General features: G+C 51.6%; 15 protein-coding genes. 4 read left to right on the top strand and 11 right to left on the bottom strand.

All coding sequences use genetic code 11. From position 1 onward, the window contains the following. Positions 1–4: 4 nt before the first annotated feature. From porG to J3P35_RS03495, 8 genes are all read right to left on the bottom strand, one after another. A complete protein-coding gene (gene porG, locus J3P35_RS03530) occupies positions 5–709 on the bottom strand; it encodes a type IX secretion system protein PorG (RefSeq protein WP_210462984.1) in 705 nt (234 codons plus the stop codon). 97 nt (positions 710–806) lie between these two features. Continuing rightward, a complete protein-coding gene (locus J3P35_RS03525; RefSeq protein WP_246849935.1) occupies positions 807–1,781 on the bottom strand; it encodes a DUF6089 family protein in 975 nt (324 codons plus the stop codon). A gap of 121 nt (positions 1,782–1,902) precedes the next feature. Beyond that, positions 1,903–2,781 carry an NAD kinase gene (locus tag J3P35_RS03520; protein WP_210462983.1) on the bottom strand — a complete coding sequence of 293 codons (879 nt, stop codon included), beginning with the start codon at positions 2,779–2,781 and terminating at the stop codon, positions 1,903–1,905. Between the two features lie 78 nt (positions 2,782–2,859). Continuing rightward, positions 2,860–3,525: a CBS domain-containing protein gene (locus tag J3P35_RS03515; protein ID WP_210462982.1), complete on the bottom strand. Its 666-nt coding sequence runs from the start codon at positions 3,523–3,525 to the stop codon at positions 2,860–2,862. Next, complete coding sequence (locus tag J3P35_RS03510) at positions 3,515–4,285, bottom strand: alpha/beta fold hydrolase (RefSeq protein WP_210462981.1); 771 nt, start codon at positions 4,283–4,285, stop codon at positions 3,515–3,517. Before J3P35_RS03510 ends, J3P35_RS03515 begins: the two co-directional genes overlap by 11 nt. Before the next feature lie 38 nt (positions 4,286–4,323). Then, positions 4,324–4,896 (bottom strand): anthranilate synthase component II, encoded by a 573-nt coding sequence (locus J3P35_RS03505; protein ID WP_210462980.1) that lies wholly within the window; start codon positions 4,894–4,896, stop codon positions 4,324–4,326. Between the two features lie 185 nt (positions 4,897–5,081). After that, positions 5,082–5,591 carry a CvpA family protein gene (locus J3P35_RS03500; RefSeq protein WP_210462979.1) on the bottom strand — a complete coding sequence of 170 codons (510 nt, stop codon included), beginning with the start codon at positions 5,589–5,591 and terminating at the stop codon, positions 5,082–5,084. A 12-nt stretch (positions 5,592–5,603) separates the two neighbouring features. After that, entirely contained in the window at positions 5,604–6,065 is a 462-nt protein-coding gene (locus J3P35_RS03495; protein ID WP_149089796.1) for a GatB/YqeY domain-containing protein, read from the bottom strand. 124 nt (positions 6,066–6,189) lie between these two features. Here J3P35_RS03495 and J3P35_RS03490 point away from each other — a divergent pair, with 124 nt between their 5' ends. From J3P35_RS03490 to J3P35_RS03475, 4 genes are all read left to right on the top strand, one after another. Continuing rightward, positions 6,190–6,906 (top strand): pyridoxine 5'-phosphate synthase, encoded by a 717-nt coding sequence (locus tag J3P35_RS03490; RefSeq protein ID WP_210462978.1) that lies wholly within the window; start codon positions 6,190–6,192, stop codon positions 6,904–6,906. A 70-nt stretch (positions 6,907–6,976) separates the two neighbouring features. Then, complete coding sequence (locus tag J3P35_RS03485; RefSeq protein WP_210462977.1) at positions 6,977–7,555, top strand: hypothetical protein; 579 nt, start codon at positions 6,977–6,979, stop codon at positions 7,553–7,555. A 42-nt stretch (positions 7,556–7,597) separates the two neighbouring features. After that, on the top strand, positions 7,598–8,365 hold the full coding sequence (locus tag J3P35_RS03480; protein ID WP_210462976.1) for an alpha/beta fold hydrolase: 768 nt from the start codon (positions 7,598–7,600) through the stop codon (positions 8,363–8,365). A gap of 270 nt (positions 8,366–8,635) precedes the next feature. Then, entirely contained in the window at positions 8,636–9,355 is a 720-nt protein-coding gene (locus tag J3P35_RS03475; RefSeq protein ID WP_210462975.1) for an SAM-dependent methyltransferase, read from the top strand. Between the two features lie 320 nt (positions 9,356–9,675). Here the strand turns inward: J3P35_RS03475 and J3P35_RS03470 are convergent, their stop codons facing one another. Genes J3P35_RS03470 through J3P35_RS03460 form a run of 3 tightly spaced genes read right to left on the bottom strand, consistent with a single transcriptional unit; the run spans position 9,676 to position 13,571 of the window. Continuing rightward, positions 9,676–11,076 (bottom strand): murein hydrolase activator EnvC family protein, encoded by a 1,401-nt coding sequence (locus J3P35_RS03470; RefSeq protein ID WP_210462974.1) that lies wholly within the window; start codon positions 11,074–11,076, stop codon positions 9,676–9,678. After that, positions 11,063–11,824, bottom strand: coding sequence for a DUF4292 domain-containing protein (locus tag J3P35_RS03465; RefSeq protein WP_210462973.1), 762 nt, complete (start codon positions 11,822–11,824; stop codon positions 11,063–11,065). Before J3P35_RS03465 ends, J3P35_RS03470 begins: the two co-directional genes overlap by 14 nt. Beyond that, the gene (locus tag J3P35_RS03460) at positions 11,817–13,571 is read right to left on the bottom strand and encodes a tetratricopeptide repeat protein (RefSeq protein ID WP_210462972.1); all 1,755 of its coding nucleotides are present in this window, start codon (positions 13,569–13,571) and stop codon (positions 11,817–11,819) included. Before J3P35_RS03460 ends, J3P35_RS03465 begins: the two co-directional genes overlap by 8 nt. Positions 13,572–13,585: the final 14 nt, after the last annotated feature.

The raw sequence follows: 13,585 nt of genomic DNA, 5'->3' as shown, positions 1-13,585 counted from the left end.
TCTTTTACTTAACGGGGCAGTTGATCTTATAGAAGGTGTATGAGATACTAACCCCATTGTAGAAATACAAGTCTCTGCTGTTAGGGTTCATGACCTGCTCATTCTGATCGGTGAGATTATCAAAGGCATCTGTGAAGAGAACCCTCACGCCAGCTTCAAACCCAAGGTTCCAACGCTCAGAAAGGGCATACTTCACCCCTGCCCCCACCGGAACAGCCAAAGCGAAACCGGTTCTATACGCCTGCTGCTTGTCTGTATCTGTTGGATATATAATGGCAGGGTTCTGGGCTATTGTTTTGTTGTTGTATACTATACCGGCTACGCTTATAGTGAAGTAAGGAGTCCACCTGATAGGCCGCCTGAAATCATAGTAGTCCAGAAACTTATAGTCAATCCCGCCACTCAGCTCAAGAATACTGGTAGTCACAGTTGCTTGCCTGTACATAGACAGAGGCAGTTCCCTGGCCAGGAAAGAAGGGTTATCTGTAAAATCCTCATCCTTAGCCTTTATCTTACCAAGGAGCAAACCTACTTTCCAGGCTACGGCATTGGTAATATCTTTCTTGTAGAAAATGTTAAGCGCCGGCCGGTTACTCTTTAAGCGATATCTGGGCGCTATATCACCTTTATAGACAACTCCGCCTATACCTATCCCTAGCTCACTGGTAGTTCTGGGCTGTCCCGTCTGTTGCTGCGCTGTTGCAGGCAAGGCAAAAAAAACACTCCCTATTTGTACCAAGGTGCAAACAAGGAGTGTGCGTACTGTTTTTAAAATCATTTACTCAAAATCAGAAGGTGTTTCCGTATTAACGGAATTTCGGTCCTCTTCGTGCAGGAGTCAGAATATAATTTAAAGAAAATCCGGTAGTGATGTACCAGTCGTCATCAGACACGTCACCTCTTTGGTCACCTTTAGCACCATATCCATTTATTCTTCTATAACCATTCTCAGTAATGATTGGGTACTGGCTGGCTCTGGAGTTATCGGCACTTCTGTCAGACAAGATAGCGGCCGCAGTACTCAGGTCACTCTTATCAGCGTAAACGGTACTTACGTCATCCAGGTAGTCAGTGAAGGTTTTGCGCCAGGTGATCTCAAAGCCAAGATCCCAGTATCTGGCAAGCTTGTATTTCACCCCTAAACCAAAAGGAATAGCAAATTGAATCTTTTTGTATGGCTCTGGATAACCTTCTCCATTGGCGTACTGACCTTCAGTGCCCAAAGGCTGCAGTTCATACCAACCAGCAGGCAGACGTGGATCTGTTCCGTCATAATAAGCTTTAGGGTTGTGGTGGAACACAGCTACTCCCAGGAAGGCATATGGTGTAAAGTCAGGACGGCGCATGAAGGTTCTGCGGTTCTCAAACAGGTCAACAATACCTTGCACGCTCAACTCCTTTATGTCATTTCTGAAGCTAAGGTTACGCTTGAATCTTGGCTCGTTCTCTGGTTCTGAGAAATCAGCGCTTTTGCTATCATCACCGGTGATTCTACCCCAGGAAAGAGCAGCGCGGCCATAGATTCTGGGAGTGAATTTGCGGGTAAAGTTCACCGAAATGCTTGGACGGGTAGAGCTAAGGCGTAAGCTGGTAAAATCAGACTCAGGGGTAACATCGCCAAAATAATTCATGGCGTTTAAGCTAACCCCTACACTATTGTAAAGATTTCTTCTACTAAAACGCTGGGCTTCCGCCTCCGGAAGAGCAGCTATAAAGAGAACAAATAAAATTAAAGAAGTAGAGAAAAATTTCTTCATGCCATCAACTGTTACTGATTTCATCAACTTATTACCGGTTTACTATTTAATTTGCAAAACAATGATTGCTTCGCAACGAACAAAATTATACCTTTTTTTTATACCTCAAACAGGTATATAGGATTTTTTTATATTTTAATTTTATTTAACCATTCCTTTGATCAAGCCCCCAGTGCATCTTGGTTCTAAGAGTAGTCAGAAAATTGACTTGATTTAACTTCACCAGCCTTGCATTGAAGTCCTCTCTCCGTACCGCTAACTGGATGGAAGCATCCACTGGTTTGGACCTAGAATCCAGAGAAACCAGATACCGGGTGCTTCTGCCCTCAATCTCAAAAGAAATTACACTTTTGTCTGAGACCACCAAAGGCCGTACGTTCAAGTTATGAGGGCATACGGGAGAGATTACAAAATTGTTTGTCTGCGGCATCATCACAGGACCTCCACAGGAAAGCGAGTATCCGGTGGAACCGGTTGGAGTTGCCACTATCAGGCCGTCTGCCCAATAAGAATTTAAATATTCCCCGTCGATGTACGTATGCACGGCGATCATGGAGGACGTATCCCGCTTCAAGATCGAGAACTCATTCAACCCAAAGTTCTTGCCCTCAAATACCTCCTGATCACTGTCCAGGTGAATGAGAGACCTATCTTCCAGGGTAAAATGCCCTTTGAGCAAGGCATCCAGGGCCATTTCCAACTGAGCATAAGGGACTGAGGCCAGAAAACCCAACCTTCCCATATTAATGCCCATAATAGGAATTTGCAAAGCCCCTACGTAGGTAACCGCATCCAGCAAGGTCCCGTCACCGCCCAGACTGAGCATGTAAGTCACGTCCTGCAGACTGGTATCACGGGTAAAAACATCAGCTTGGCTGGGCACAGAAGTGAAGGGAGCCAACGACTCCACAAAATGATCTGCCACCGTAAGTTCAATGCCCTGCTGCACCAGAATATCCATTAGCCGGCGCACAAAAGGAATCACTTCCTCTTTTACTGGCTTCCCGACTATTGCTATTTTCATGGTGTACTCAGATCAAAAGATATTGCAACACATTCAATATCAAGACAAATATATAGGGTGTTTGCTTATATAGGAAATTTAAATATTCAAATACCGTAAAAGCATGTCCAGCCTGTCCTGGTCTTGCGGGGCGCTGGAAGTATCCTGGAACTGCGCGGTAATCTTATATCCAAACCGCTCCAGGGTAGCAACAATACGGGTAAGGTCGCCGGTATTTATCTTTAGAGTGAGCTTTATCTTGAAGATATCCACCTCGTCTGGCGAGACGTTGGCGCTCAGAATTTTGGCGTTGTTAGACTCTACCAGACGACTGATCTCACTCAAAGAGTAATCTCGTTCTGCCATGCAGAGCACCAGAATACCGCCCTGCCCCTGGATAGCGGACATCTGCCCGAACGCCGAAATGGTGTCACTCACCGTGATAACCCCCAGGTACTCCTGCAGGTCATCCAGCACCGGCACCACCTGCACTTTGTTCTTGATGGCCAATTCCATCACGTTGTAAAAGTGCTGATTCTGTTGCACGTGCACGTGCTCAAAATCAAATGGAATGTTCTCTAAAACCGCCTCGGGGTTCTTGGCCTCTAGGACGTTTTCTTCGGTGACCAGACCCAGGTACTTCCGGTTCTTCACCACAGGCAGTTGGTTCAGCCGGAACTCATCCATCCAACGTACCGCTTTCTCACCGGTGTCGGAGAGTTTGAGGGGCGGAACCATCTGGTTTATCAATTCTTCAGCTATCATAGGCAGCAGTCTTTAACAGGAATTCCTCTAAGATACTGTTAAAGGCCTCCGGATGTTCCATCATAGGTGCGTGGCAGCAATGGTCTATAAAACGAAGCTCTGATTTCTGGATCAATCTGTTAAATTCATGGGCCACCATAGGCGGCGTGATGGTGTCATTGAGACCCCAGATAAGCAAGGTAGGCGCCTTGATCCCACCCAAGTCCTTGCCCAGGTTATTGCGCTGCGCCGATTTGGCGATGGAGATGATCCGAAGCACTTTGGGATTGCTGTTGGTGATGTCAAAAACCTCATCTACCAGCTCCGGGGTAGCCACGGCCGGGTCATAGAACGTGTACTCTATGCGCTCCTTCACAAACTCATAGTTACCGCGCTTAGGGAACGAACCACCCATGGAATCCTCAAACAAGCCTGAGCTACCGGTGAGCACCAAGCGTTTCACATGCTCGGGGCGTTTAAGGGCAAACTCAAGGGCCACGTGGCCGCCTAGCGAGTTTCCCAGCAAAGTAAGGTCAGTCAGTTTTTTGTAGGAGATGAAATCCTCTACGAACTCCACCAAGCCGGGAACGCTGGCCTGCGGCAAAGGCATCTCGTACAGCGGCATGAGCGGAATAACCACGCGGTAGTTCTTATGGAAATAAGAAACCACCCCCTGCCAGTTACTCAACGCGCCAAACAGCCCGTGCAAGAGCAAAAGCACTTCGCCTTCGCCTTCGTCTATGTACTCAAACCCGCCTTCCTTCTTGATTTCCAAGTCCATGTGAGAAAATCGCTTGTATTGATAGTAAGTAGAAACAATTATAGGGATGTAATATTAGCAATATTCACCCAATTTCTGAGCATTTCCAGTCCGTGTTGGGTAAGGGCGGCCTCTGGGTGGAATTGCAAAGCATATAAAGGTAAGTGCGCGTGCCTGAACGCCATAAGCTCGCCCTCAGCGGTTTGCGCCAGCGGCACCAGGTCTGCCGGAGACTCTTGCACCACCAGCGAATGGTAGCGTACCACCGGTATCCTGAAAGGAAGCCCCGCAAAGATGGGGTCCGGCTCGCAGTATATTTCCGAGATCTTCCCGTGCATCGGCCGCAAGCCTTTCACCACTTTGGCCCCGAAGAACTGCCCCAGCGCTTGGTGCCCCAAACAAATCCCCAGCATGGGCAACCGATCATGGTAATAGTCTATGACAGCGGGCATTACGCCGGCCCGCTCAGGCGTACCCGGCCCCGGTGACAGCACAATCCCCTCCAGCGGCATAGCCTTGAGTTCCTCAAGCGGCACATCGTTGCGGCGCACCTCTACCACCACGCCCAACTGCCGGAAATAATCATAGAGGTTATAGGTGAAAGAATCAAAGTTGTCTAAAAGCAGCAGCACAGAGAAGAAAACGCAGGGAAATGAAAAAAGATGTTCCTGTTTTAGGCCCGTTATCTATAAAACAGGTCTAAAACAGGAACGAAAAACAATTCAATTTATCCGATTACCGGGTGCTTTTATAAAATATTGCCCCCGTTTCAACGGTGTTTTTAGCAAAGCTGCCCTAAAAACGGGAAAGCTGGTTTTTAACCGAAAGACTCCAGCGCCTCGCGCCCGAACGGGATGATCCACTGCACGAAGGACCAGGCGCTGGGCGCGGCATCCAGGTAATAGGGGTACACCTCAGAGTCCCGCACAGATTGAAACGTAAGGTCCAGCCCGGTGGCGTGGGCAAAGTATACCAGAAGGCATATACAGAAACCCCACTTCAAGGCCCCGATGAGAGCTCCGATAACATTGTCCATGAGACCGAGCGGTGTGAGGTGCACGGCTTTCTTGATGACCATGCCAATGGCCCTTACCGCATACCCAATCCCGATGAACACCACCAGGTACGGCAGAAAGGGCAGGAACCCGGCGTTGTCGCCCAGCCACTCATGGATGGGCGGCGTTAACACGCCCACAAGCTTCATCCCGAAAACAGTAAGGATGATCAGAGTCGCCAAAGACGCAATCTCCAGCACCAGTCCCTTGAAAAAACCTTTGAAAGCGCCGTAGGCTACCGGAAGCAACAGGAAAAGGTCAAATGTACTCACGCGGGGTTCTTCTTAGGCGTTGGTGTTGTTCAGCAGCGCGTTCACAGCATTGGAGATCGCGCGGCCATCGGCTTGGCCGGCCAACTCACGGGAAGCCACACCCATTACTTTGCCCATATCAGAAGGTCCCAAGGCGCCTACACGCTGGATGATTTCCAACAGACGCTCGCGCAGGTCTCCCTCATCCAGTTGCTGGGGCAGGAATTCCTCAATCACGGCCAGCTCAGCCATTTCCACCTCCTCCAGGTCGGTACGGTTCTGGGCGCGGTACACATCGGCGGACTCGCGGCGCTGCTTGGCGGCTTTGGTCAAAAGTTTCAGTTCGGTGTCTGGGGTAAGGGCCTGCACCCCGCCTTTCTCGGTCTCGGCCAGCAGAATCTGGGATTTGATGGCGCGCAGGGCTTGCAGACGGGTCTTATCTTTGGCCAACATGGCTTGCTTGATGCCGGCTTCAACTTTTTCTTTCAGGCTCATAGTTTTATAGGTATAAATAGTGTCTGGTGCCATGGCACCCGTTGGGAAATCATTTAGATACGGCACGCCAAGTTTCTTTTATCTTTGCCCCATCCAAAGAAAGGAACGCTAACGTAAGACCAACATGACGAAACTGAGCGTAAATATAAATAAAATAGCCACGCTACGGAACGCGCGCGGCGGCAACCGGCCAAATGTAGTGCAAACCGCGCTGGACTGTGAGCGCTTCGGGGCGCAGGGCATCACGGTGCACCCAAGGCCCGATGAGCGGCACATCCGGTTCCAGGATGTATACGACCTGAAAGCCGTTGTGACCACCGAGTTCAACATAGAAGGCAACCCCACCCCCGATTTCATCAAACTGGTGCTGGCCGTGAAGCCCGAGCAGGTGACCCTGGTGCCCGATGCCCCCAATGCCATCACCTCCAACGCCGGTTGGGACACGCTCAAGCACAAGGATTTTCTCATTGACGTTATCAGGCAGTTCAAAGCCGAAGGCATCCGGACCTCCATCTTCGTAGACCCCGTGAACGCGCAGGTAGAAGGCGCCGCCTTCACCGGCACCGACCGCATAGAACTCTACACCGAGGCCTACGCTCACCAGTACCACTCCGGCCGCGAGGCCGCTGTGAAACCCTACGCCGAGGCTGCCCGCGTGGCCCAGCAGGTGGGCCTGGGACTGAACGCTGGCCATGACCTAGACCTAGATAACCTGCGCTACCTCAGAGAACAACTGCCCAACCTGGACGAGGTCTCCATCGGTCACGCGCTCATCTGCGATGCCTTGTACTACGGCCTGGAGAACACCATTCAACTGTACCTGCGCCAACTCAACTACTAATGCCACATTCCCCGTTTACGGCCCTATTTCCAGAAAACAGCTTCAAAACGAAGTCTAGTACACCAAGTCTATGTTAGGGTTGCTGCTGAAGATAGCGGCCCTGGCGATAGCGGCGAATTACGGCGTGCGGTTCTTTTCCTGGCTATTCAGGAAACAGCAGCGCGTGTACTATCTCTCGCCCATGCGCCAGTTCAAGATGGTGTTCTGGTCATTGCTCAGTTTCTGGCTGGGCGGTACCATGCTGGGCACGCTCCTGCGCGACCCCAACGTGACACCGATGGAAACCGCCATCGCCGTGGGGTTGGGCACTGTGCTTTTCCTGTTCGCGCTGCCCACGCTGCTGGTGCATTTCCAGTACTGGCGCCACGAGCGGGAAAATGCCCTGGAACTGGAGAAGGAGACTAACAGCGCTTTGCTCCTGCAGCCCGGCGGCCGGTACCTGCTCAATCAACAGCACATCAGAGAGATCACCGAGGTCAATTGCCCTAGCAAGCGCTTCTTCTGGAGTTCTTACCGGTACTTGGTCATTACCCTCACCAGTGGGCAACAGGTAAAAATCACTTCGCTGCTTATTGATCTAGAGCAACTCAAGGCGTTTTGGCCGCGCTTGCCGTACCAAACCAAAACGAAATGGGTCTGTTTTCTGTAAAACAGGCCAGAAACCCAACCTCGCACCTTACCTCTCCAGAACATGGAATTAAATTATAAAGTATCAGGCGAAGGCCAACCCCTTCTTATTCTGCACGGACTCTTCGGTACCCTGGATAACTGGCAGACGCTGGGTCGGGAGTTCTCCAAAACTTATAAAGTGTACTTGGTGGACCTGCGCAACCACGGCCGGTCGCCGCACACCCCAGAGTTTAGCTACCAGCTTATGACCGATGACCTGGTGGAGTTCTTTGACCAGCACCAACTGCAGAATGCTTTCATCATCGGGCACTCCATGGGCGGCAAAGTGGCCATGAACTTTGCGCTGCAGCACCCGGAAAGACTCTCGAAATTGCTGGTCGCTGATATCGCACCCAAAGCCTACCCGCCGCACCACGATGACATCATCGCCGGTTTCCGGTCCATTGATTTGAACGCCATCCAGAACCGCCAGGAAGCTGATGACCAGCTGGCGCAGAAGGTAGACGATTTCGGGACCCGCATGTTCCTGCTCAAGAACCTGTACCGCAAAGAAGACAACACCTTCGGCTGGCGGCTGAACCTGGATGCCATTGAGCAGAACCTGGACAAGATCCTGGGCAACATTGAATCCGAGACGCCTTTCACCAAACCCACCCTGTTTTTGCGCGGCGGCAACTCCCGCTACATCAAACCGGAGCAGGATTTGCCTCAGATCCAGAGCCTGTTCCCCAACGCTACCATCCAGACCATTGAGAATGCCGGCCACTGGCTCCACGCCGAGCAGCCCCAGGAGTTCTACCGCCTGACCATGGAATTCCTGCAGAGCTAGAGCTTACTTTCAGGCCATTTTGAGAATTCTGAACTCAAAACGATAATAGTGCCTGAGCCAAGGTCTATCTAGTTCGCTCACAAGATCCTTCCAGGATGACAAAAGAGGAAGAAGCAGGAGGACAAAGGGAAAGAAGCAGGAGGACAAAGGGAAATAACCCAGATGACAAGAGAATTAATCAGAATGGCAAAAGGAATAATTCAGATGATAAAAGAGGAATAAGACCCTTCGCCTGTTTTGAGCCACTTTTAGATAAAACACCGAAGAAACATGAGCACTCCCGCCAAAGGCACTCTTTTCCTGATTCCTACCGTGCTGGCTGAGGACACGGCATCGGCAGTTATTTGCCGGCAAGTAGCCGAGGTCACTGCCCAGCTCAAATACTTTCTGGTGGAGAATGCCCGCACTGCGCGTCGCTACATCAAGTCCATCGCGCCCACCCAAACCATAGAGGAACTGCAGATCACCGTCATCGACAAGAATTCTACGGATGCGGAGCTGACTGCAGCTTTGAAACCGCTTCTTGCCGGGCAGGATGCCGGTGTGATCTCCGAGGCAGGTTGTCCCGGCGTGGCAGACCCGGGGGCTGAGTTGGCGCGATTGGCGCACCAGCACGGCGTGAAAGTAGTGCCGCTGGTAGGACCCTCGGCGATTCTGATGGGTTTGATGGCCTCAGGGTTCAACGGTCAGTCGTTCGCTTTCCACGGCTACCTGCCTATTGAGAAGCGCGACCGCATTCAGGCTTTGAAAGGGCTGGAGAAGGAAATGGTACAGAAAGACCAGACGCAGATTTTCATGGAGACGCCCTATCGCAACAAGCAGATGATTGACGATCTGCTGCAGCACCTGAGCAAAGACACCAAACTCTGCATCGCGGCCAACATCACCGGCTCCAACGAGTTCATCAAGACCCTGCGCGTAGCCGACTGGAAAGGCAAAGTACCTGACCTACACAAACAACCTGCCGTCTTTCTCATTTACAGACGCTGATGCTTGAGGTGTTTTAGGGACGCTTGGGGACAAACAGGCTTAAAACAGTAGATAAGGAATTAGGGAGGAAGTTTCCTTCTGAGAGCGGATAGTAAAATAAAGTATTGGGCTAAGGGCCAGCAGATGATATCCAATAGGCAATATCTTGGCTTATAGTCTGCCCTCCCCAAATTCTCCGCCGTTGTTGGTGTTTTAACCAACAATCGAGATTACGTTGGAAACCGAAGAGGGCAACCACAAGGGATTGCCCCTACATATTATTAAATTGCGCGGAAAGGTGTTTAGGGCCGGATTTTACAAAAATCGGCCCTAAACACCTTTTATTTAGGCATGAGCCAGCCTTGCGGGTTGAGGTTGGTTTGGTTTTTCCAGATCTGGAACTGGAGTTCAGAGGTGCCTTCGGCATCGGTGTAGACCGTCCCGATGGTTTGTTTGGTGCTGATTTCCTGACCTTCCGAGACGCTCACGGTGCGGAGTTTGGCATAGACGGTGAAATACTCGCCGTGCTGCACCATCACAATGTTGTTCATGCCCGGGATGGTCTGCACCGCCAGCACTTTACCCCCGAAGATGGCTCTTACCCGCTCGTTGGCGCCGGTCTGGATATCAATGCCGCGGTTCTCCACCACTACGCCTTTCAATACCGGGTGCGCCTGCCGCCCGAAACGCTGGGAGATAAACCCCCGTTCCACTGGCCACGAGAAGCGGCCTTTGTTTCCTGCGAAGTTGGAGGATAAGGCAGCAGCCTCCGGGGTAAGGGTTACGCGGTCGGTACGGGAGACAGAGGCTCTGGTCTTGGCAGGGGCACTGGCGGTAGCAGCTGGTTCACTTGGAGCAGGTTTGCCTGCCGCAGCGGCAGCTCTGGCCGCAGCAGCGGCTTCACGGGCAGCCTTGGCTCTGGCAGCAGCTTCCGCGGCACGGGCGGCACGGGCAATCTCTTCCCGCACAATGTTGGCGATGAGTCTGTTCAACTGCTGCACCGCTTTCTGGCGCTGTTCCACCTCCTGCTTTAAAGACTGCTCCTGCAGACTCAGTTGCTGGATTACCTGGTCCTGCTGGTCATGCATAGAGAGCAGGTTCTTGTTTTCGTTCAGCTGCACGCTAAGCAGGCTTCTCTTCTGCTTCTTTTGGGTGGTAAGGGTGTTCAGTTGCTGGTTCAGGTTCTGCTGCACTTCCTCAATGGCGGCCGCCTGCTTTTTGCGCGCCTCGGTATACTGACGTAGATAGCTCATGCGGCGCATCATCTGGTTGAAAGAATCTGACGCGAACAGGAACATGAGTTTGTTGTAGCTGTTAGCCGTTTTGGAAGCCGCATAGATGAGGCGGGCATATTCTTTTTTAAGACGCTCCAGATCGGTTTGGGCATCGGCCACTTTTTCCTCGGTGGTGCGCAGGTCGCGGTTGAGGTAGACTATTTCTGAGGAAATGTTTTTGATGACGCCTGTCTGCACGGTGATCTTCTCTTTGATCACGTTCAGTTGACCCAGAGAGGCTTGTTTCTTCTGAGCCGTTTCCTGCAGAATACGGTTTGCTTCCTGAATCCTTTTCAGGTTGGCGTTTTTCTCGCGCTCCAGCTGGGCTTTGCTTTTTACCGGCGCTTTCTTTGAGGACGTTTTGGAAGAGGAACGGGTAGTCTTTTTCTGCTGAGCCTCAGCAGAATTCAACCCGATCAAGAAAAAGAATAAAAAAAGATAAAGTAGCCCCGCCCTATTTACGTTCATAGTTCGAAGGTACGGAAAAAGGGAAATCCAGGGAAGTCTCAGACGTGGAAACCTGTCTGTGCTTCACGGCTACCACCGTTGTCTTAGAGGCATTTCCCTCGGGCTGCTGGATGGAAAGCAGCACGGCCATGGCAAATGGTTTACCATTCAGATCCTCAAAATCCTGGTAATCCACGGTCATGTAATCTTTGGTCTGCAGGTTGCGTACCTCGGTGCGTTTGAGCTTGAACTTGGTGGTATCCACAAACTGGTCAATCTGCAGGTTCGTGCGCAGGGTGCGCAGGTGCTGCACCGGTCCCTCCTGCTCCAGCTTTTCCCGCCCGTTTTCGGCGGCCACAAAATTTCCAATTAACAGGTCTTGCAAGGTTTTAAAATCAACGTCTACGTTGTAGCGCTCGCGCAGCATGTTGTAAGACCCTACAAAGTACTCGTCTTTGAGCCTATTTACTACATACACAGAGTCTGGCGTTACTTTGAGGCGGGCAGCCTCAAAACCCAAGGCCTGCACCGAAGCCCAGATCACCTCGTTTTTCTTCATGCGCAGCGTGAGGTTCGCGTTGATTTTGGTGCTCTCACTCTGCACCTTGCCTTTTGCGCTGAAGAAGGTGTAATCTGTATTGACTACGTTTACCTTATTGATATTCTCGGGAGCCACGGCCCCGGAGGCACCAGGAGCGGCTTTCTTGTTACATCCTACCAGTACCAGCAAACTCAACCCTAAGGCGTAGATATAGTTACTCTTATTCATAAAGTCTTTTGTCTTTAATCTTCTTGCTGATGCCCTCTGAGGCGCCGCCCACCTGGTTTGCGCGTACCCACTGTTTCAGGGCCAGATCGCGCTGGCCCAATTGGTAGAGCACATCGCCGTAGTGTTCAATAATGGTGGCATCTGAAGAGACAGCTACGGCTTTTTCCAGTAACCGTTTCGCTTCCTGGTAATCCTTCATCTTGTACAAGACCCAGGCGTAGGTGTCTAAGTACGTAGGATTGTCTGGGTACTGCGCCACCAGCGTACTGGCCAGCGCTTTCGCCTTGGGCAGGTTCTGCCCTCTCACAGAAAGGAAGTAACTGTAATTATTAAGCGCGTGCGGATTGTTGGGCTCTATAGCCAATGCGGCTTCATAGGCCTGGTCTGAGAGCGCGTACTGCTCCAGTGAGTGGTAGGCATCGCCTAACTGCAGGTTGAACTGCAGCTGCAGATCCCGGTTATTGCCAGCTAGGCGGCGGCCGTATTCCAGTGATTTGGCGGCTTTAGCGTAATTCTTGTTGATGAGGTAGGCCGTGCCGTTGTAGAACCAGAACATGGGCTGATTAGGGAAAAACTCCAGCGCCCGTTCAGAATGGACTACCAAGGAGTCGTTCTGGTTCATCTCGCCGTCCAGCAACACAATCTGCTGCCAGATTTTGTAATGTCCCGGGTCTAAGGCTACCGCTTTCACGTAGCTGTCGCGGGCAGGCAGTTTACGGCCGGCATTCACGAAAACATCGCCGGCTACGGCATGGGCTTTGGCTTCGCGCGGGTGCGCTTTGGTGGTGAGTTCCGCCAGTTTGATGGCCTGGGCCGCTACTTTGTCATTGGGCAGTCGCCGGATATAGTCTACCAGGATTTTCACCTTGGAGTCGATGTCCAGGGAAGGATTTCCGAAGGCAAGCTCCAGTTGGGCATCGGCTTCGGTGGTTTTGCCTTGCTGTTGCAGCAGATCGGCCAGCATCAGGCGGCCGTAGGCATTGTCTGGGGCAACCGCCAGGGCTTTCTGGGCCATGTTGATCGCCTCGCCTATTTTCTTGTTCGCAGCCAGAATCTCGGCTTGGGCCAACAGGTAGCGTACTTCCTCGGGCTTGGAGGAGATCAGGTTCTCACCCTCCTGCAGGGCCTTGGCCAGGTTGTTCTGCTTCAGGTAGATTTGCTGCTTTTTAAAGGAGATTTCCTCAATAAGCCCGTATTTCTCCTCAATCTGACCTAAGGTGCGCAAAGCATCGTCCAGCCGGTTTTTGGCTAGGTACAGGTCCGTTAGATTGAAAAGGTACTGCTCGGTGTGCGGGAGTTCCTGCGTGAGGCGGGCATAGACTTTGATGGCATCGTCGTACTCCTGTTGATTCGTGTAGATCTGGGCCAGCAGGAGATGGTAATAGGGGTTCTTGGGTTCCAGTTCCAGGGCAGCTTTGGCAAAGGGCAGGGCGCCCCTTACGTTGCCTAGCAGCAGACCTGTTTCTGCCAGTTTGTAGTTGACCGCCGCGTTGTTAGGGCTGATGGCATACGCCCGCTGGAAACGGTCAAGGGCTTTGTTATACTCTTCCAGCACGAAGAACTTCATGCCTTCAAGAAAATAGGACTCACTTAGCTGCTGCTCTTGTTGGCTAAGAACCAGAGGGGGCGTTGTTGCCTGAGGGGCTGCGTTCCTCTCCTTCTTGCGCTCAGACTGGGCGTAGCTGTTCTCACACGCCACTACCAACCCGCACAAAGCAGCCACTATCGTGAGTCCTCTTTTCAGCATAAAATTAAATCTCC

The sequence above is a fragment of the Rufibacter roseolus genome, from assembly GCF_017916365.1.
GTDB classification, from domain to species: Bacteria; Bacteroidota; Bacteroidia; order Cytophagales; family Hymenobacteraceae; genus Nibribacter; species Nibribacter roseolus.
Note: the sequence above shows the minus strand (reverse complement) of the source record. Positions and strands in the feature narration are given on the sequence as shown.